This window comes from Mycobacterium sp. NBC_00419 (assembly GCF_036023875.1).
In the GTDB taxonomy this organism is placed as follows: domain Bacteria; phylum Actinomycetota; class Actinomycetes; order Mycobacteriales; family Mycobacteriaceae; genus Mycobacterium.
In genome coordinates this window covers 3,203,659-3,223,467 of sequence record NZ_CP107931.1, presented here as the reverse complement: position 1 = coordinate 3,223,467, position 19,809 = coordinate 3,203,659, and the positions used below count along the sequence as shown (strand labels likewise).

At 66.8% G+C, this 19,809-nt stretch carries 16 protein-coding genes; 7 read left to right on the top strand and 9 right to left on the bottom strand.

Features of this window, described 5'->3' with window-relative positions; genetic code table 11:
* The first annotated feature begins 21 nt into the window (after nt 1–21).
* The gene (gene mhpA, locus OG976_RS15320; RefSeq protein ID WP_328350245.1) at nt 22–1,545 is read left to right on the top strand and encodes a bifunctional 3-(3-hydroxy-phenyl)propionate/3-hydroxycinnamic acid hydroxylase MhpA; all 1,524 of its coding nucleotides are present in this window, start codon (nt 22–24) and stop codon (nt 1,543–1,545) included.
* On the opposite strand, the gene OG976_RS15315 is transcribed toward mhpA, so the two are convergent.
* Nucleotides 1,531–1,782, bottom strand: a complete 252-nt coding sequence (locus OG976_RS15315; RefSeq protein WP_328350242.1) for a hypothetical protein — start codon at nt 1,780–1,782, stop codon at nt 1,531–1,533. The two genes, mhpA and OG976_RS15315, sit on opposite strands and share 15 nt — an antisense overlap.
* A 73-nt stretch (nt 1,783–1,855) precedes the next feature.
* Nucleotides 1,856–2,467, bottom strand: coding sequence for a helix-turn-helix domain-containing protein (locus OG976_RS15310; protein WP_328350240.1), 612 nt, complete (start codon nt 2,465–2,467; stop codon nt 1,856–1,858).
* A gap of 104 nt (nt 2,468–2,571) precedes the next feature.
* Here OG976_RS15310 and OG976_RS15305 point away from each other — a divergent pair, with 104 nt between their 5' ends.
* From OG976_RS15305 to OG976_RS15295, 3 genes are read left to right on the top strand one after another with little or no spacing between them, the layout of a single operon-like run.
* Entirely contained in the window at nt 2,572–3,915 is a 1,344-nt protein-coding gene (locus tag OG976_RS15305) for an NAD-dependent succinate-semialdehyde dehydrogenase (RefSeq protein WP_328350239.1), read from the top strand.
* Between the two features lie 2 nt (nt 3,916–3,917).
* Nucleotides 3,918–5,126, top strand: coding sequence for an acyl-CoA dehydrogenase family protein (locus OG976_RS15300; protein ID WP_328350237.1), 1,209 nt, complete (start codon nt 3,918–3,920; stop codon nt 5,124–5,126).
* A 1-nt stretch (nt 5,127) separates the two neighbouring features.
* Entirely contained in the window at nt 5,128–6,588 is a 1,461-nt protein-coding gene (locus tag OG976_RS15295) for an aldehyde dehydrogenase family protein (protein ID WP_328363620.1), read from the top strand.
* 64 nt (nt 6,589–6,652) lie between these two features.
* Here OG976_RS15295 and OG976_RS15290 read toward each other — a convergent pair whose 3' ends face one another.
* Nucleotides 6,653–7,711, bottom strand: a complete 1,059-nt coding sequence (locus OG976_RS15290; RefSeq protein ID WP_328350235.1) for a zinc-dependent dehydrogenase — start codon at nt 7,709–7,711, stop codon at nt 6,653–6,655.
* A gap of 251 nt (nt 7,712–7,962) precedes the next feature.
* Here OG976_RS15290 and OG976_RS15285 point away from each other — a divergent pair, with 251 nt between their 5' ends.
* Both OG976_RS15285 and OG976_RS15280 read left to right on the top strand, forming a co-directional pair.
* A complete protein-coding gene (locus OG976_RS15285) occupies nt 7,963–9,849 on the top strand; it encodes a PTS mannitol transporter subunit IICBA (protein ID WP_328363617.1) in 1,887 nt (628 codons plus the stop codon).
* 10 nt (nt 9,850–9,859) lie between these two features.
* Nucleotides 9,860–10,618, top strand: a complete 759-nt coding sequence (locus tag OG976_RS15280) for a DeoR/GlpR family DNA-binding transcription regulator (protein ID WP_328350233.1) — start codon at nt 9,860–9,862, stop codon at nt 10,616–10,618.
* A gap of 6 nt (nt 10,619–10,624) precedes the next feature.
* Here OG976_RS15280 and OG976_RS15275 read toward each other — a convergent pair whose 3' ends face one another.
* Entirely contained in the window at nt 10,625–11,575 is a 951-nt protein-coding gene (locus OG976_RS15275) for a LuxR C-terminal-related transcriptional regulator (RefSeq protein ID WP_328350231.1), read from the bottom strand.
* A 193-nt stretch (nt 11,576–11,768) separates the two neighbouring features.
* Here OG976_RS15275 and OG976_RS15270 point away from each other — a divergent pair, with 193 nt between their 5' ends.
* Complete coding sequence (locus OG976_RS15270) at nt 11,769–12,971, top strand: TetR/AcrR family transcriptional regulator (protein ID WP_328350229.1); 1,203 nt, start codon at nt 11,769–11,771, stop codon at nt 12,969–12,971.
* A gap of 7 nt (nt 12,972–12,978) precedes the next feature.
* Here the strand turns inward: OG976_RS15270 and OG976_RS15265 are convergent, their stop codons facing one another.
* From OG976_RS15265 to OG976_RS15245, 5 genes are read right to left on the bottom strand one after another with little or no spacing between them, the layout of a single operon-like run.
* Nucleotides 12,979–13,749 carry a glucose 1-dehydrogenase gene (locus tag OG976_RS15265; protein WP_328350227.1) on the bottom strand — a complete coding sequence of 257 codons (771 nt, stop codon included), beginning with the start codon at nt 13,747–13,749 and terminating at the stop codon, nt 12,979–12,981.
* Between the two features lie 36 nt (nt 13,750–13,785).
* Nucleotides 13,786–14,883 carry a 3,4-dihydroxy-2-butanone-4-phosphate synthase gene (locus tag OG976_RS15260; protein ID WP_328350225.1) on the bottom strand — a complete coding sequence of 366 codons (1,098 nt, stop codon included), beginning with the start codon at nt 14,881–14,883 and terminating at the stop codon, nt 13,786–13,788.
* A 49-nt stretch (nt 14,884–14,932) separates the two neighbouring features.
* Complete coding sequence (locus OG976_RS15255) at nt 14,933–15,982, bottom strand: alpha/beta fold hydrolase (protein WP_328350224.1); 1,050 nt, start codon at nt 15,980–15,982, stop codon at nt 14,933–14,935.
* 13 nt (nt 15,983–15,995) lie between these two features.
* Nucleotides 15,996–18,533 (bottom strand): FAD-binding oxidoreductase, encoded by a 2,538-nt coding sequence (locus tag OG976_RS15250; protein WP_328350223.1) that lies wholly within the window; start codon nt 18,531–18,533, stop codon nt 15,996–15,998.
* Between the two features lie 32 nt (nt 18,534–18,565).
* On the bottom strand, nt 18,566–19,675 hold the full coding sequence (locus tag OG976_RS15245; RefSeq protein WP_328350221.1) for an LLM class flavin-dependent oxidoreductase: 1,110 nt from the start codon (nt 19,673–19,675) through the stop codon (nt 18,566–18,568).
* Nucleotides 19,676–19,809 lie beyond the last annotated feature (134 nt).

The following is a 19,809-nucleotide window of genomic DNA, read 5'->3' as shown; positions in this document are numbered from 1 at the left end:
TCAGTTTATGAAGGAGTGGTGATGGACGAGGTCGAACAACGTCGAGTCGTGATCGTCGGGGCCGGCCCCACCGGCGTCACCGCCGCCACCCTGCTCGCCCAGTACGGCGTCGAGACCCTCGTCCTGGACCGCTGGGCCGAGGTGTACCCCCAGCCGCGAGCCGTTCACCTCGACGACGAGGTGTACCGCATCATGCACCGACTGGGAATCGCCGAGGAGTTCGCCAAGATCTCGCGGCCCGCGCTCGGCCTTCGGCTGCTCGACCCTAGCTTCAGGGTGCTCGCCGAGTTCCAGCGCGACACCGCCCGCAGCCGACACGGCCACCCCGAGGCCAACATGTTCGACCAGCCGGAACTCGAGACACTGTTGCGCACCAATCTGGAGCGCTACCCGCAAGCCACCCTTCGCGGCAACGTCGAGGTGACGGCCATCGACCAGATCCGAGACGGCCGCACCCGCGTGACCTACACCGACCGCGTCGACGGTGGCAGCCATACCGTCGAGGCCGATTACGTGCTGGGCTGCGACGGAGCCAACAGCCTGGTGCGGTCGCGAATCGGAGTGGGTATGCGCGATCTGAATTTCGACCAGCGCTGGCTTGTCGTCGACGTCGCCACCACGGCGAACCTCGACCAGTGGGCGGGCGTGCACCAACTGTGCGACCCGCACCGAGCGGGCACCTTCATGCAGATCGGAGAAGTCCGCTACCGCTGGGAGTTTCGCCTGCTTGCCGGCGAGACCGCCGACGACTTCCGGACCCTGGCCGCACTCAAACCGCTCATCGCGCCGTGGGTCGGCCAGGTCGGCGACGAGCACCTCGAGCTGATCCGGGTCACCGAGTACACATTTCGGGCCAAGATCGCCGACCGGTGGCGCGGCGGCAATGTGTTCCTGCTCGGCGACGCCGCACATCTGACTCCCCCGTTCGTGGGCCAGGGAATGGGGGCCGGGGTACGCGACGCGATGAACCTGTCCTGGAAGCTCGCCGGTGTGCTCGACGGCACCCTGCCCCCGGCTGTCCTGGACAGCTACGAGCAGGAGCGTAAACCGCACGCCCGCAAGATGATCGGGCTGGCGCTGATGGTCGGGCGCGCGATGACCGCGGGCGGCGAGATCGGAGATGTGCTGCGCCGGACCGTCGTGCCGCGCATGCATCTGCTCCCGGGTGTGCGGGAGCGCGTCGTCGATTCGCAGACACCGGCGCTTCACCGCTCGGCGTTGGTACACCGCACTTTCCGTCCGCATCAGCTCGGTGGGGCGTTGTGTCCCAACGCAGTCACCGCCGACGGCCGGCGGGTTGACGACGTCCTGGGGATCGGCTTCGCCGTTGTCGCCGATCGTGAACTGTCCGCCGGAGAACGCGCCATGGTGCAGCGCTGTGGCGCAGAGGTTCTCATCGCCGAACCCGGGTCTGCGCTGCGCGCATGGTTACACGCCGGGCATGCGCATGCGGCCGTGGTGCGGCCTGATCGCACGGTATTGAAGGCCGGGCGGGATGTCGGCGAGGTGTGCCGGGTGTTACCGCCGGCGCTACTCGGGCGCTAGCTGGTGGCTGTCGACGAAGACCAAGGTTCCCTCGTCGGTGAGCACGGCCCAGCGGCGGGCGGCATCGGCGACGTGGGTATCGCCCAGATCGACACTCTGGCCGGCGAGATCGCCGAAGTCTTCGACCACGACGCCGCGGGTTTCGTCATCGGTATCGACGTGGACGCGGACGCGTTGGTCTACCGCGACCGCTTGTTCGCCGTCTTTGCGGCGCAAGATCTTGACCGGCTTGGCCATGTGACAACCTCCCCCTGAGGGATCCAGATGCGCCAGTACAGCACGTCAACGCACAGTACGGTACCGAATTGGCTCAGCTCGACGCACCGGCCGCCCGCGGAATGGGCGGCACGATCGACCAGAGCACTTCGGACTCCTCGTGTCCGGGGTTATCCCAGGAGTGCACCGCGCGGGCCGAAAAGGTATAGCTGTCACCGGCTTCGAGCACCGATTCCTGGCCGTCGACCAGCAGGCGTAGACAGCCGCGGACGACGAACACGAAGATCGTCTCCGAGTCCAGGGTGTAGGCCCCGCCGGTGCTGCCGCCGGGTTGCAGAACCGAGCGCATCACCTGAAGGTTGCGCTCGGTCTGCGGCGTCAACAGGTACTCGCGAATCCCGCTGCCGCCCATCTCGACCGGCGCGCCAAGGCCGTCACGCACGACGGCCGACTCCGGGTAGTCGAACAGCGAACCTAGCGAAACACCAAGAATGTCACAGACTTTGAGCAGATTCGGTACCGAAATGGTGGTCTGGCCGCGTTCCACCAGGCTCAGGAAGCCCTTGGTGAGACCGGCCCGGTCGGCGACAGCTTCCAGCGTCAGTGCGCGGTCCTTGCGTAGGGCGCGCAGCTTGGGCCCCAGCCGGGTCATCCACCCGTCGGCGCTGTCCGTGATGTCGTCAGTAGCGGCTACGTTGCGGGACATCCGGGGCACCTCACCTTCGCTCGTCGGCCGCCGGGCCTTGCGGGCCAAAGTTTAGCGGTATATAACTTTCGGTAGTTTTACACTACTAAACACCAGGACGGGACATGAGTCTGTACGCAGTGGTCGACCCCAAGACCGGAGACGTCGTGCGGGAGTATCCGACCGCCACCGACGAGCAGATCGAGCAGGCACTGGCCTCTGCCGCTAAGGCATACCGCGAGTGGTCGAAGACGTCCACGGTCGCCGACCGCGCCGCTCTGGTTCGCCGCGTCGCCGAATTGCACACCGAGCGCCGCGAGAAGCTCGCCGAGATCATCCACCGCGAGATGGGCAAGCAGCTGGATCAGGCGCTCGGCGAGGTGGACTTCAGCGCCGCGATCTACGAGTACTACGCCGACAACGCCGAGAAGTTCCTGGCCGACGAGCCGATCGACCTGCTCGACGGCGAAGGAACCGCGGTCATCAAGCGCGGCCCGGTCGGCGTGCTGCTGGGCATCATGCCGTGGAACTACCCCTACTACCAGGTGGCCCGCTTCGCCGGACCGAACCTGACCCTGGGTAACACCGTGGTGCTCAAGCACGCGCCGCAGTGCCCGGAGTCCGCCGAGGCCATCCAGCAGATCTTCGACGACGCCGGCTTCCCCGCGGGCGCCTACGTCAACGTCTACGCCACCAACGAGCAGATCGCGCAGGCGATCGCCGACCCGCGGGTCCAGGGTGTCTCACTCACCGGCTCGGAGCGCGCCGGTGCGGCGGTGGCCGAGGTCGCCGGCCGCAACCTCAAGAAGGTCGTGCTCGAACTCGGGGGCTCCGACCCGTTCATCCTGCTGAGCACCGACGACCTCGACGGGACCGTCGAGGCGGCGATCGCCGGCCGGTTCGAGAACGCCGGGCAGGCCTGTAACGCCGCCAAGCGGTTCATCGTGGCCGCCGACCTCTACGACGAGTTCGTGGACAAGTTCACCAAGAAGGTCCTCGAGACTGCCGACGAGCTGGCTCCGCTGTCCTCGCTGGCTGCCGCCACGCGGCTGGCCGAACAGATCGACCGCGCGGTGGCCGACGGCGCCAACTTGGTATCGGGTGGTGAGCGCAAGGGCGCTTACTTCCCGCCCGGGGTGCTCACCGGCGTGTCCCCCGACTCCACGACCTACCGCGAGGAACTGTTCGGCCCGGTGGCCATGGTGTTCAAGGCCAACTCCGAGGAGGAGGCCCTCGAGATCGCCAACGACATCCCGTTCGGTCTGGGCTCCTATGTGTTCACCACGGATAGCCAGCAGGCCCAGCGGGTAGCCGACAAGATCGACGCCGGCATGGTCTTCGTCAACCTCGTCGGCGCCGACGGTGTCGAGTTGCCGTTCGGCGGTGTGAAGCGCTCCGGTTACGGGCGCGAGCTGGGCCGCTTCGGCATCGACGAGTTCGTGAACAAGAAGCTGATCCGGATCGGATGATCATGAGCACCACCGCAGCACCGCCCAAGAAGGACACCACTGGGTCGCATACCTATGACCCGCTCGAGCTGTTCGCCATCGACCGCCTGCTCGACTCCGACGAACGCGACATCGCCGCCACCGTGCGCAAGTTCGTCGACACCCGGCTCCGGCCGAACGTCGAGGACTGGTTCGAATCAGCCACCCTGCCAAAGGAATTGGCCAAGGAGTTCGGTGAGCTGGGCGTGCTGGGGATGCACCTGCAGGGCTACGGCTGCGCGGGTACCAACGCCGTCAGCTACGGTCTTGCCTGCATGGAGCTGGAAGCCGGCGACAGTGGCTTCCGCAGTTTCGTGTCGGTGCAGGGCTCGCTGTCGATGTTCTCGATCTACCGGTACGGCTCTGAGGAACAGAAGAACGAGTGGCTGCCCCGGCTGGCCGCCGGGGATGCCATCGGCTGCTTCGGTCTGACCGAGCCGGATTTCGGGTCCAACCCGGCGGGCATGCGCACGCGTGCTCGCCGCGACGGCAGCGATTGGGTGCTCAACGGCACCAAGATGTGGATCACCAACGGCAACCTGGCCGACGTCGCCACGGTGTGGGCGCAGACCGATGACGGGGTGCGCGGCTTCCTGGTGCCGACGGACACCCCGGGCTTCACCGCCAACGCGATCCACAAGAAGCTCTCGTTGCGCGCGTCGGTGACCTCGGAGCTGGTGCTCGACAACGTCCGGCTGCCGGCGTCGGCGCAGTTGCCGCTCGCCGAGGGCCTGGGTGCGCCGCTGTCGTGTCTGAACGAGGCACGCTTTGGCATCGTCTTCGGTTCGCTCGGAGCGGCCCGGGACAGCTTGGAGACCACCATCGCCTACACCCAGTCACGCGACGTCTTCGACCGACCGCTGTCGAGTTACCAGCTCACGCAGGAGAAGCTGGCGAACATGACGGTAGAGCTCGGCAAGGGCATGCTGCTGGCCATCCATCTCGGCCGGATGAAGGACGCCGAAGGCGTGCGTCCCGAGCAGATCAGCCTGGGCAAGCTCAACAACGTGCGCGAGTCAATCGCGATCGCACGGGAGTGCCGAACCCTGTTGGGCGGCAGCGGAATCACGCTCGAATACTCACCGCTGCGTCATGCCAACAACCTGGAGTCGGTGCTGACCTACGAGGGCACCTCTGAGATGCACCTGTTGTCGATCGGTCGTGCGCTCACCGGGCATGCCGCGTTCCGCTGATATGACCGGAGCTGTGGAACTCCGGCATCTCATCGCCGGAGAGTGGCATCGTGGCGGCGGCTCCGAGCTGGTAAGCATCAACCCGGCACGACCCAGTGTGGTTGTCTCCGAGGGTGTCTGCGCAAATGCCGCCGACCTGGACCAGGCGGTGGCGGCGGCCCGTGGTGCGGCCCGAGCCTGGGCGGCAACCCCGATCCACCAGCGGGGAGCGGTCCTGCTCGACGCCGCCGCGGTGGTCGACCGCAACGCCGAGGACTGGGGTCTCGAGCTGGCGCTCGAAGAGGGCAAGACCCGCGCGGAGGGTGTCGGCGAGGTACGGCGTGCCGCGCAGATCCTGCGCTACTACGGCAACGAGGGCGACCGGTCCGCCGGTGAGATCTTCGCTTCCCCGCGGGCCGGTGAGCAGATCCTGGTGACCCGCAAGCCGATTGGTGTGGTCGCGGTGATCACCCCGTTCAACTTCCCGATCGCCATCCCGGCCTGGAAGATCGCCCCGGCCCTGGTGTACGGCAATACGGTGGTCTGGAAGCCGGCGAGTACCGTTCCGCTACTGGCGATTCGGCTCGCCGAGGCGCTCACGGCGGCCGGCCTGCCGGCAGGCGTGCTCAACGTCGCCATCGGGGAGTCCGCGATCGGCGACAGACTGGTCAACCACGACGGCGTGGACGCGATCACGTTCACCGGCTCCACCGGGGTGGGCCGGCGGATCGCGGCTGCAGCGGCGGCGCGGGGTGTGCCGGTGCAAGCCGAAATGGGCGGCAAGAATGCCGCCGTGGTGCTCGACGACGCCGACGTGGAGCTGGCACTCGAACAGGTCATGCTGGGCGCATTCCGCTCAACCGGCCAGAAGTGCACGGCCACATCGCGTGTGATCGTGACGAATGGCATCGCAGACCGGTTCCTGGCCGCTCTCGGCGATCGGGCCCGCGGACTGGCAGTCGGCGATCCGATCGACGACACGACCCAGATGGGTCCGGTCATCAGCGGGTCGGCCCAGAAGAGCATTCAGGCCGGTATCGATTCGGCGGTGGCTCAGGGCGGCAGTGTCCTGGCCGGCGGCACCCCCTACCGGGACGGGCCGCTGGCCGACGGCTTCTTCGTGGCGCCGACGATCGTCGAAGTCGGCGGGCGCGCTGACATCTGGGGTGACGAGCTGTTCGGGCCCGTCGTCGCGGTGCGTCGCGCCGCCGACGCCGACGAGGCTTTCGCATTGGCCAACGACAGCGAATTCGGCTTGTCCGCAGCGGTATTCACCCAGGATCTGACCCGGGCACTGCAGGCCGTCGAGCTCGTCGACGTCGGTGTGCTGCACATCAACTCGGAGTCGGCGGGCGCTGATCCGCACGTTCCGTTCGGTGGAGCCAAGAAGAGCGGCCTGGGTCCCAAGGAGCAGGGACAGGCGGCCCGCGAGTTCTTCACCCACACCACCACGGTGTACCTGCGCGGCGGCGCTACAGATTGAGTGAGTACTGAGGTCGGCAATTCAGCCGATACATGACCCCTCAGTACTCACTCAACGCACAGAACTACGGCTCGACCGTCACCTTGATGGCCTCACCGCTGGAGACGATGCCGAAGGCGTCGAGGACGTCGTCGAGCGCGATATGCTTGGTGATCAGGTCTTTGACGGGCACCTGTCCGGTGGAGATGTATTGGAGTGCGCGCTTGTTGTGTTCGGGGGCGGACCCGTTGGCGCCGTGGATGTGCAACTGGCGGTAGTGCACGACATTGGAATCACAGGTGATCGTCGGGTTGGTCTTGGGCAGGCCACCGAAGAACGAGATGCGCCCGTTGCGCGCGGCCATCGCGATGGCCTGTTCCTGGGTCACGTTGGCCGCCGTGGCGGTGATGACGACATCGGCACCGCGTCCGCCGGTCAGTTCCATCACCTTCTCGACGACGTCGACCTCGGCGGCATTGATGACGTCGTCGGGGTGCACGGCGTCGGCCGACATCTTCAGCCGGCTGTCGTTGACGTCGACCAGATAGACCGGCCCGCAGTTGTGCACACCGCGGGCGATGCGGATGTGCATGCAGCCGATCGGGCCCGCGCCGAAGACGACGACGGTGTCACCTTCTTCGATTCCGAGCAGTTCCTGGGCATTGATGGCGCACGCGAAGGGTTCGGCGGCCGACGCCTCGTCAAAGCCGACGTTGTCGGGAATACGGTTGAGCCCGTCGACCTTGAGCACCTGCCTGGGCACGATCATGTACTCGGCGAAGCCGCCGTCGTACTGGTAGCCGACCGACGTCTGGTTCTGGCAGACCGCCATCCAGCCCTTGCGGCATTCGTAGCATTCGCCGCAGGGCACCGCGGCGATGACCTGAACCCGGTCGCCCACCGCCCAGTCACTGCCATAGGTCGGGTTGACCTCGGCGCCCACCTCGACGATCTCGCCGGCCACCTCGTGGCCGATGGTGCGCGGCGGTGTCAGGTTCTGGTGACCGTTGTGGAGGATCTTGACGTCGGTGCCGCAGGTCGAGCAGTTGCGCACCCGGATCTTGACCTCGTCCGGACCGCACTGTGGTTCTGGCACGTCTTCGAGGCGGACATCCTCCGGCGCATAGAAACGCAGGGCCTTCATGGTGGTCGTCCTTCCGCTGTGCGAATGCGTCACACAGCACTCTAACGCAGTTCGGGCATAAATCCACCACTCTTTCTGCCCATTTATGCCCGTTTGCTTGCCACGGTGCCCATTTGTGGGTTTTACTGGTCCTACGATGTGACTCGCATCACGGGACCCCAGATCGGAGGCCATCAGTGACAAGCACCGAAGCCAAGCCACGGACCGGCGCGCGTGTACACGTGCAGAAGCTGGGCACGTCGCTGTCGAACATGGTTATGCCCAATATCGGCGCGTTCATCGCCTGGGGCCTGATCACCGCACTGTTCATCAAGGCGGGTTGGCTCACCAGTCTGTTCGAGGGACTGCGCAGCCCGGACGGCTGGGTGGCCAAGATCGGTGGCTGGGGGGACTTCGCCGACGGCGGCATCGTCGCGCCGATGATCACCTACCTGCTGCCGATCCTCATCGGCGCGACCGGCGGCCGGATGATCTACGGCATCCGCGGCGGCGTGGTGGGTGCCATCGCCACGATGGGAGTCATCGCCGGTTCGGACATCCCGATGTTCCTCGGTGCGATGATCATGGGCCCGCTCGGCGGCTGGGTGATCAAGAAGATCGACGCGCTGTGGGACGGCAAGATCCGTCCGGGCTTCGAGATGCTGATCGACAACTTCTCGGCGGGCATCGTCGGGTTGATCCTGGCGGTCTTCGGCTTCTTCGGCATCGGCCCGATCGTGACGGCGTTCTCCAAAGGCGCAGGCCATGTCGTCGACTTCCTGGTGGCCCACAACCTGCTGCCCTTGACCTCGATCTTCATCGAGCCGGCCAAGGTGCTGTTCCTCAACAACGCCATCAACCACGGCGTGCTCACCCCGCTGGGCACCACCCAGGCGCTGGAGACCGGCAAGTCGGTGCTCTTCCTCCTTGAGGCCAACCCCGGCCCCGGCCTGGGAATCCTGTTGGCCTACATGGCCTTCGGCCGTGGGGCAGCGCGGGCGTCGGCTCCGGGCGCTGCGATCATCCAGTTCTTCGGCGGGATTCACGAGATCTACTTCCCGTACGTCCTGATGAAGCCGAAGCTGATCGCCGCCACCATCCTCGGCGGCATGACGGGCATCTTCATCAACGTGCTGTTCGGGTCCGGGCTGCGCGCACCGGCCGCCCCGGGCTCGATCATCGCCGTCTACGCCCAAACCGCCAGCGGCAGTTTCCTCGGTGTCACACTGTCGGTATTCGGCGCGGCCGCAGTCTCATTCGCGGTGGCGGCACTGCTGCTCAAGACCGACCGGGCCGACGACGAGGGCGATCTGGCGGCGGCAACGGCCGGCATGGAGGCGCTGAAAGGAAAGAAGTCGAGCGTGTCGGCCGCTCTGCTCGGTTCGTCGGACCGACGGCCCATCACCGACATCGTGTTCGCCTGTGACGCCGGCATGGGGTCGTCGGCAATGGGTGCTTCGGTGCTGCGCAAGAAGGTTCAGGCCGCAGGCTTCTCCGATGTGAAGGTCACCAACGCGTCGATCGCCAACCTCACGGACAGCTACGGCCTGGTGGTCACCCACCAGGATCTGACAGCCCGTGCCCAGCAGAAAACCCCGTCGGCCGTCCACGTGTCGGTGGACAACTTCATGAACGCGCCACAGTACGACGAGATCGTGGAACTGCTGGGCAACGCCGGCAACGGCGCCGAGCCCGCCGCGGCCGAGCCGTCCGAGGACTCAGCGCCCGCGGATGTGCTGAGCGTGGAATCCATCGTGCTGGCCGGCACGGCGACCACCCGCGACGGTGCGATCGGCGAGGCGGGACGGCTGCTGGTCGCCTCGGGCGCCGTCGAACCGGCCTACGTCGAGGCGATGTACGAGCGGGAGGGCTCGGTATCGACCTACATGGGCAACGGCCTGGCCATCCCGCACGGCACCAACGACGCCAAGTCCGCGATCAAGCGGTCCGGTATGTCGTTCGTGCGCTATGCCGAGCCGATCGACTGGAACGGCAAACCGGCCGAGTTCGTCGTCGGTATCGCCGGTGCGGGCAAGGACCACATGGAACTGCTGACCAGGATCGCCGGGGTGTTCCTCAGCAAGGACGAGGTGGCGCGGCTGCGCACAGCCCAGACGCCGGAAGAGGTCCGGGAGGTACTCGCCGGCCCCGGCAAGTGAGAATGTCGAGGTGGATTCCGAAACCCGCCAAAGTCGCATCGTCGAATTCGCCCGCACCCGGGGGCGCGTCGAGGTGGCCTCGCTAGCCGACGAGCTCGACGTCGCAACGGAGACGATCCGGCGCGATCTGAAGGTGCTGGCCGGCCGGCGACTGATCAAGCGGGTGCACGGCGGAGCGATTCCGCTGGAGACGGTGGCTTTCGAGTCGACCGTGGAGTACCGCAGCCAGGCGGACCTGGCCGAGAAGCACCGCATCGCCGCTGCCGCCGCGGAGTTGCTGCACGGGGCCGAAACGGTCTATCTCGACGAGGGTTTCACGCCCCGCCTGATCGCCGAACGTCTCGCCGAGCGGGACCTGACCATCGTCACCTCGTCGCTGTTGGTGGCGGAAGTGCTGGCGCACAGCCAGACGGTGACGGTGCTGCTTCTGGGCGGTCGGTTACGCGGCCGCACGCTGGCCACCGTCGACCACTGGGCAACCGACATGCTGGGCAGCCTGGTGATCGACGTCGCTTACCTTGGCACCAACGGCATTTCGATAGAGCACGGCCTCACCACACCCGACCCGGCGGTGGCCGCGGTGAAGCACACGGCGGTCAAGGTCGCCCGCCGCAGAATCCTTGTCGCGGCGCATTCGAAGTTCGGCGCGAACAGCTTCTGCCGGTTCGCCGCGGTGTCGGACCTCGAGTCGATCGTGACCGGAACCGAGCTGTCAGCGGCCGAGGCGGGCCGCTACGAGGCGTCGGGGCCGTCCGTCACGAGGACGTGACCCGGCCTAGGGGCCGCGGCGGGTCAGGCGGTGATACAGCGCGGCGGCCTCGGTCCGGTTGGCCGCGCCGAGTTTGTGCAGGATTCGTTTGACATGCACCTTGACCGTGTTCTCGGTCAGGAACAGCCCGGTCGCGATCTGTGCGTTGGTCTTACCCAGGGCTATGCAGCGCAGTACATCCCATTCCCGCGGTGAGAGCCGGTCGGTGGCACGCTCGGCACCGGGCAACGGCGACACGGCGGCCAGGCGCACCGGGGGCGCCGTCGGATCCGGCTCGTCGCCGTGCACGCCCAGCGGGGCCGAGGCCTGGTTGATCACCCGCAACCGGTCGGCGAGCTGGGCTCGCTCGATCGCCAAACCCAATCCGCGGGCGTACAGCCCCAGCAGCTGGCGGTCGATCTCCTCGACATCACCACCGGGATAGCGGTCGGCATGCACCATCGCCACGGGAGCGCCCCACACCTGTACCGGCGCGGCCACGTAGTCGGTGGTGCGACTGAACCGTGCCAGCTTGGTGAACACCCGCGGATTCGCCTGCGCGTCGCGGACCAGAATCGGAACGCCACTGAGCAGCATCTCGGACTCGAGCAGCCGCCCGGAGAGCTGCCGGGAGTGGGCGGTACCGAACGCCACCAGCTGCTCGGCGAAATCCGGATCGTCGGCGACAAATGCCTGATGTGCCAACCAGATCCCCTGGTCGACCCGCGAGACCAGCACCCGGTGAAAACCCATCAACGCCGCCGCCTCCGGCGCCAGCGCCAGCAGCTGTTCCAGCGAGGACGACACGATCAGCCGGTCGACCGCCTGTTGCAGCCCGACGACCGCGTGGGCCAGGTCCCCGGCGCCCTGCTCGGGCATGTCGGTCCGCACTCTGGCGGGGCCACCCACCGCGGCGGGCAGGTGACTCAGCGAAGTCGCGCCAGATGCCTTCGCCGCCGTGTCAAGACGACCGATCACCACCGCGAGAGTACCCGGATACACCGATTATGTCTATAGTCAGTATGCCTTTCCTGGCACCAGCTCGGTGTCAATATGCCATGCAGAGGCGTGTTTTCAGATACTGATGTATTTTTTGGATACGTTCCGAATCGCTCGTGCGACCAATCTGGGAGGATGTTCCGGTCCGGTGAAGTAGAAGGGCACCCCAGCGATGCAGACGACCGTCCCCGCCGTGCGGCGCCGACCCAAGGACCGCAAACAGCAGATCCTCGAACAGGCGGCGCGGCTGTTCATCGACCGCGGCTTCCACTCGGTCAGACTCGAGGAGATCGCCGAGGCGGCCGGTGTGACCGCGCGCGCGTTGTACCGCCACTACGACAATAAGCAGGCGCTGCTGACCGCGGTGATCCTCAACGCACAGGACGAGTATCAAAGCGTCCGCAATCCCGGTGGCCGCGCACCGGAGGCGGACGCCCGGCCGCTGCGGGCCGAGTTGCCCGACCTGATCTCCGCGGCCGTCGAGACCCGCGCCCTGACCGTGCTGTGGCAGCGCGAGGCCCGCTATCTCACCGACGACGACCGCCGCGAGGTCCGGTCACGGATCAACGCGATCGTGGCCGGTATGCAGGCCGGCGTGCGCCTGGAGATGCCCGGGCTGAGCCCCGCGCACACCGAATTGCGCGCCTGGGCGGTGTCGAGCACCCTGACCAGTCTCGGGCGCCATAACCTCACCCTGCCCGCGGGCGAGCTCAAGGAGCTTCTGTACCGCGCCTGCCTGGCGGCCGCATGCACACCGGCCGTCGGCACACTGGCACCGATCGATGCGGCACCGGACCGGGCGGCGGCGTTGTTCTCCCGCTACGAGACCCTGCTGGCCGCCGGTGCGCGGCTGTTTCGGGCCCGCGGCTATCCCGCGGTGAGCACGGCCGAGATCGGCAAGCTCGTCGGCATCGCCGGTCCGGGCCTGTACCGTTCGTTCTCCTCCAAGCAGGCCATCCTGGATGCGCTGGTACGTCGCCTCGACGAGTGGTCGACGCTGGAGTCTGTTCGTGCGCTGCGCGCCAATGACATTGCCTCCCAACGACTCCAACGACTGGTCGCCGGCCGGGTACGGATCAGCCTCGACGACCCCGACCTGGTGTCGGTGACGATCACCGAGCTGTCGTCGGCCTCCGAGGAGGTACGCGAGACGGTGGTGAAGAACCAGGCCGACCGGGACGGTGTGTGGATCGACGTGATCCGCACACAGGTTCCACAGACCACCGCCGCCCAGGCGCGGCTGCTGGTGGCGGCTGCAGTCAGCTTCATCGAAGACGCCTCGCGCACGTGGCATCTGACCCGGCGCAGCGACGTCGCCGAGGAGATGACCGCGATCGCGATGGCGATTCTGACCAGCCTGGCCCCGACGGGCTGAACCGGCGTCACCACAGCGCGGCGAGGGTGCCCCCGTCGGCGAGCTGCGCGGTGCCGTTGACCATCGAGGCGTCGTCGGACAGCAGGAACGCGACGATGCCGGCCATCTCCTCCGGGCCGGCCATCCTGCCCTGTAAGCGCCCGATCATCGTGTTGGCGCCGCCTGCACCGAGCGCCTCGTCGAACATCGTCATCGCCGTCTGCTGCATGGAGGTGTCGACAAAGGCGGGCAGCAGAGCGTTGGATCGTACGTTGGCCGAACGCAATTCGGCGGCGGTGACGCGGCTCAGGTGGATGATGCCAGCCTTGGACATGCCGTATGCGGCGGTGCCGGCGGCTCCGACCAGGCCTCCCAGTGACGACATGTTGACGATGGCGCCGCCGCCGCGGGCGATCATCGCCGGGGCGGCATGTTTGGTGCACAGCCAGGCGCCGCGCAGATTGATGCCGATGACCCGGTCGAAGTCCTCGACGGTGGTATCGAGCAGCGACGCGAAGTGCACGACACCGGCGTTGGCGACCAGTTTGTCGACACCACCGAATGCGTCGACGCAGGCGTCGACCATGCCGATCACCTGTTGCTCGTCGCTGACGTCCGCGCGATGACCGACCGCCCCGCCGCCGATCGCCGATGCCGCCGCCGCGGCGGCCTCGCCGTTGATGTCGGCGCAGAGCACCTGCGCGCCCTCGGCAGCAAGGCGCTGCGCGATGGCCAGTCCGATTCCGGCCCCCGCTCCGGTCACGATCGCGGCCTTACCGGACAGGTCGGGATGCGTCACCAATTCACCTCGTCTTCTGTTGTTCTACAACATATTTCATCCGACGGCAGACCAGACCGGCGGATGGGACACAACGTCGAGCCCGTGTTCGCGGATCGCACCGAACATGAGCAGCCCGAGTCCGGGCTCGTCGTCGGACATTCTGACCGAATACACGCCCAGATCGCGCAGAATCCAGGCGACGGTTTCCGACACCCCGTCGTCCACCTCACCGGGAAGCAGGCCGCAGGCGCGTACCTGTGCCGGGCGCAGATAGATGACCATGCCGGTGCCGGTGGCGTTCATCGCCGCGACGGCGCCGGCCAGGTCCGCACCGCAGCGGCATGCCAGTGATCCGAACACGTCACCGCTGAGGCATTCGACGTGGATGTGCAACGGCATGGGGGCATCTGCTCCGGAGCTGCCTGCGATCACCGCGAGGTGATCACAGCCGTCGCGAACGCCACGGAAGCCGACCACTCGTAACCCGCCGGTGGCGGTGGGCAGGGTGGCCTCCGAGGAGCGGGCCACCTGCGGTTCGGTGCGGCTGCGGTAGGCGGCGATCTCGGTGACCGACACGACCGGCAGCCGATGCCGGTCTGCGAAGCAGAGCAGTTCGCGGCTGTCGGCCACGTCTCCTGAATCGCGTTGCGACACAATCTCGCAGAGCACGCCCGCCGGACTGCGCATGCCGAGGCGGGCCAGGTCGACGGCTGCTTCGGGAGCCGCCGGGCTTACTCCGAGTACGCCGTGCTGCCGGGCCAGCACCGGAATCACGTGGCCGGGCCGGTGGAAGTCGGCCGCGGTGGAGTCCGCTGCCGCCAACGCCGCGATAGTGCGGGCGCGATCGGTCGCCGAGATCCCGGTCCCGACGTGGCGGTAGTCCACCGCGACGCGGTGCGCCGCGGTGCCGAACGGTTCGCCGTCAGGGCCGCAGATCGGTGGCAGGTCCAGCCGGTCACAGTCCTGCTCCGGCAGCGCTACCCGGACGTAGCCCGAGGTGTGCCGGATCGTGAACGCGAGCAGTGCCGGCGTCGCGGCGTCGGCCGCGAACACCAGGTAGCCCTGCGCGGCCGTCTCGTCGATCAGCACCACCGGCCGTCCGGTGGCGATGGCGGTGACGGCTCTGCGAACGCGTCCGTGCGCGGTCTTCACGCGGCCTCCCGGGTGCCGAGTCCCTCAGCGGGACAGCGACGACGCTTCACTACCGCAGTCCGCCGAGGAAATCGAGGAGCAGCCGGTTGGTCTCCTTGGGCTCCTCCTGCTGAATCCAGTGCCCCACGTCGGCGACCATATGGGTGCCGCAGTAGTTCGGCATCACTTCCTCGGCCCGCTCGACGGCCTCCAGACCCCAGATCGTGCCGACGTCGTACTGGCCGCCGATGAACAGTGCCGGCGGGGTCAGCGGGATGCCCTCCTGGTCGGCGAGGTCGTGCCAGTCGTTGTCGATGTTGTGGTAGAAGCTCAGCGGACCGCCGAAGCCGGATCGCTCGAATTCGGCTGTGTAGAAGTCGAGGTCGGCCTCGGTGAACCAGTCCGGCATCGGATCTGGGTAGACGAACGCGTCCTTGAGCCGCGCCCCCTGCTCCATGCAGAGCGGCCCGGACCGGATCACCTCGATCGGGTCCATCGCCGCCAGGTCCACACCCGCGGCGACGGCGGCCTCGGTGGCGGCGATCGCGGGCTGCCCGGAGACGGTGTAGGTCAGGCCCAGCAGCCAGCCGCGCAGGTCCTCCTCGATCTCGGCGATGATCGCGTCCTGCTCGGAGAAGTAGTCCTGATACCAGACCTTGCCGGGGCCGGCGAGTTCCAGGTGGTACTCGTTGGGACGGCGCTCACCGAAGGGGCTGCCCGGCAGCCCGATGACCCCGCGCCCGGCGAAGGGCACACTGATGCCGACGACGCCGCGGCAGCGCTCGGGATGTAGCCAGGCGAAGGTCCACGCGACGGGTGCACCCCAGTCGTGTCCGACCACCACGGCCTGCTTCTCGCCGTAGGCATCGATGACGCCGAGGATGTCACCCACCAATTCTTTGATGCGATAGGCGGTTTGGACCCGGTACTTCGACGACTGGCCGTAGCCGCGCTGGTCGATGGCGACCACCCGATAGCCTGCGGCGGCCAGCGCGGGGATCTGGTGCCGCCAGGAGTACCAGGACTCCGGAAAGCCGTGCACCAGCACGACCAGCGGTCCCTCGCCGTCCTCCACGGCGTGGATCCGGGTGCCCCGGCAGTTCAGCATCCGGTGGATCATGTGGCCCTCTTCTCTACGGGGTGCGGGTGGCGGTCAGATCGGCGAGCAGCTCGTCGGTGACCATCGGAGTCTCGATCTGCGGGACGGTGCGGTTGGCATAGTTGCGTTCGATCAGCGTCTGCTGTCCCGACAGCTTCGTCCGTGCCCACTTACCGACGACGCGGGCGGCCACCTTCGGAGTCATCAGCGCCGCAGCGGGTTTGACCAGGTGGACGACAGCGAGGAACTCGTTGTAAGTCTCGGGATCGTCATGCACCAGTTCCATCACCCGGTCCATGTACCAGGTCAGCGCACCGAAGTAGAACGGCCGCTTCTTGTCGGCGTCCTTTAGCCAGTCGAAGCGCAGGTTCTGCTCCCGGATCACGAACCACGCGGTGTCAGCCATCTTGGCGATCGTGCGGAAGTAGCGGCGGGGCAGCTGCGCGTGACCCGGACCGTACTTGTCCAGCAGCAGCTGCATAGTGCGAACCTCTTTGAGCGCCAACGTCATCCCCAGACCAGACACCGGGTCGGCGCTGGTGTAGGCGTCACCGACGACCAGAAGTGATCGGGGCAGGTTGCGCTTCTTCTCGTAGCGCAATCGCAGCATGTTCGGGTAGCGGAAGTTGTAGATCTCCGACGCCGGCTCCAGGCCGTCGATATTCTCCCCGATCACCGGTGAGGGCATCCGGTTGGCGAACTCCCGGAACTCGCGGGCGGTCCGCGGCGGCGAATAGCAGTTGTAGGCGACCAGCGATGTGGACAGGATCGTCCGGGAGCTGTCGGTGTAGTACTGCGCGGCGTAGGTGTCCTCGAACGGCCGGTAGGCGTAGCAGATCACCATCACCTTGTCGTCCCACTGCCGTTCCGGCGGCACCTTGTGGTACATCGTGGAGTAGAAGCAGTTGATGATGTCCTGTTCGGCCTCCGGTGCACCGATGCCGATGCGGTCGAGGAACTCCGGCAGCCGGGTGTTTTTACCCGATGCGTCGACCACGAATTCGGCTGGTATCACGTCCAGCTCATCGTTGTCGTCGGCTGTCGCCACACCGATCACGGCGTTGGTAGCGCGGTCGTAGACCAGGTCGCTGACGACGGCGTCATAGCGGAAGTCGACGCGTGGTTCGCCGTCCAGTCGGCGCCGCACACACCATTCGAGCAATGGGCGCCCGGCGCAGACGATCTGGATGTCACCGGTGCCCGGCTTCTTCCACTCGCCGCCGAGTCGGATGCGGTACTGGGCGGCCATGTCGACGTCGAACGCGCCCTCGCGCACCATGTCGTCGATGATCCCGGGGAAGAATCGCTCCAACTCGATCCGGCCTGCGGTGAGCAGATGGTGCAGATGCCAGCCCTGGGCGGCACCCGGCCTGCCCTCACGACGGGTGTGCGGGGGGTCCTTCTCCAGCACGATGACCCGTTCGAAGGTCTCGGTGAGCACCTTGGCCGCGGCGATACCGGCAATGCTGCCACCGATGACCACCGCGGTCCCCCGGCCACGTGCGCGCACGTCGGCCAGATTCAGTGCGGCGTAATCCAGGCGCGGTGCACTGCGGCGGCGTGCGGGCCCGCTGGCCACGAACTTCTCGTAGTAGAGGCCGGTGCCGTGAATTCCATTGTTGCTCAGCCAGGTCCGGGTGCCCTCGACCATCGCCGGCGGACCGCACAGATAGGCGTCGCTATCGCCCCCGCCGAACATGCTGGGGTCCAGGACGTCGGTGACCAGTCCGACCGGTCCGTCCCAGCCGGGGCCCGGGTTGGCCACCACCGTGTGCACCGTCAGGCTCGGGATGCGCTGCTGCAACTCCTCGAGTTCGTCGAGTTTGCAGAGGTCGTCGGCCGCGGTCACACCGTAGATCAGGTGCACGGGCTGGGCGATCCCGGCATCCAGGCTCGCGGCCATCGCCAGGATCGCCGAAAGCCCGGTCCCGCCGGCCACCAGTACCAGTGGCCGCACGACCGGGCGCAGATAGAAGCCGCCCTTGCTGCACCGCATCGCGATCCGGTCACCGGGCTTGGCCCGATCACGCAGATAATCCGACATCTCGCCGTGCGGCAGCAGGCGAACGATGAACTCCACCGTGCTAGCACCATCGGCAGGATGGGCGTAGGAGTAGTTGCGCCAGGACGTCGTACCGGGAACCTTGAGCTGGGCGAACTGCCCCGCCTGGTAGGACAGCGAACCCAGCTCGGAGACGTCGATGCGCAGCAAGGCGGTGCTCGCCGAGACGTGCTCCACCGCGAGCACCGTCCCGGTGGCCGCGACCAGCCGGGCGGCGTTGTCGTCGGCGGGATACTGCAGGCTGATCAGACAGTCCGAGGTGGCAAAGGTCTGACAGGTCAGTACCTTTCGGGCATCACGTTCCACCTCGGACAAGCCCTCGGTGCGGCCCATCTCGTACTCGCCGGAGGTACAGGTCGCCACACAGGTGCCACAGATCCCGCTCTGGCATTCGTTGACGATCGCGACGCCGTGTTCTTCGGCGGCCTCCAGGATCGACTGGTCCGGCTGCGCCGGCATCGTCTTCTGCGTTCCATCGGAATAGCGGACGGTGATCTGCCGAGGTTGCATATCGCTGCCTTCCCAGTCGGTTTCGATCTCGATCAGACGACTAAGCCAGCGGGCTTCTTGGCGATGCGGGCATTCAGACGTGGCATGACTTCCTCGGCCAGCAGGCGCATCGATTCCTTCCACGGGCCGGGGTTGTCGCGGTAGTCGAAGCCCAGAATCAACAGGTGACCGAATCCGCCGACCTGGTCGTAGGTGGCTTCGAGTTTGTCGACCACCGTCTCCACCGATCCGACCACAAAGGTGTTCTCGGCCAGGTACTCCGGTGTGACGTCCTCGTCGGGGACCGACGGATTGTGCTTGTAGAACTTGGTCATGCCGAACATCCGGAAAGTCGGCAGGACGTACTCGCGCATGTTGCGGCCCATCATGCCGTCGACGGCATAGCGGAAGGCCTGCTCGTCGGTCTCGGCGACCACGACCTCGCGGACCAGTCGCCAGTCCTTACGGTCCGGTGTCCGCCCGGAGCGGGCCGCGCCTTCGAGCACCGCGTCCCAGTGGGTGGCCACGTATTCGGCGTTGAGGTCGAGGCTCATCGGTAGGTACCCGCGCTCACCGGCGAGCTTCAGTGTCTCCGAGCCGGCGCTGAACCCGGTGACCCCGATCGGCGGGTGCGGCGCCTGGAACGGTTTGATGTGCCGCTTCATCAGACCCTCGAACATCGGCGCAATACCGTTGGCGTTCCAGTACTTTCCGCGATACTCCCAGGGCTGATCCTCGGTCCAGACCTTGAGCATGATCTCGAGCGCCTCGCGGGTCATCTCGCGATGCTCGCCGTTCTGCCCGTCGACGTCGAACAGGGCCCAGTCCCCCGGGATACCGCTGGCGCCGACGCCGAGCATGAACCGGCCCTGCGCGAGGTGGTCGAAGTAGGCGACACGGTGCGCGAGTTCGACCGGGTGGTGGTACGGCAGCAGGTGCGCGCCCGGGGCGAGCTTGATGTTCTTGGTCCGCAACAGGGCCTGAGCCAGCAGCAGGTCGGGGGCGCAGATCGGTTCCCACGGCACAGTGAAATGTTCGCCGACCCAGGCCTCGACGTAGCCCAGCTGATCAGCCAGCTCGATGAGCTCCAAGTCCCACTGTGTCGCGTCGTAAAGGCTGCGCTCCGGTGGATGCGCCGGCATCAGGAAGAGTCCGATTTCCATCTCAATCTCTCTCGTTAGGGACCGCACAAGCACGTATCGACTGCGACGTACACCACAGTACTAGCAAGATACTTGGCTCGACGCAAGATGCATCCCGCTACGTAATTTATCTCTCATCTGTCGCCAAATCGCCG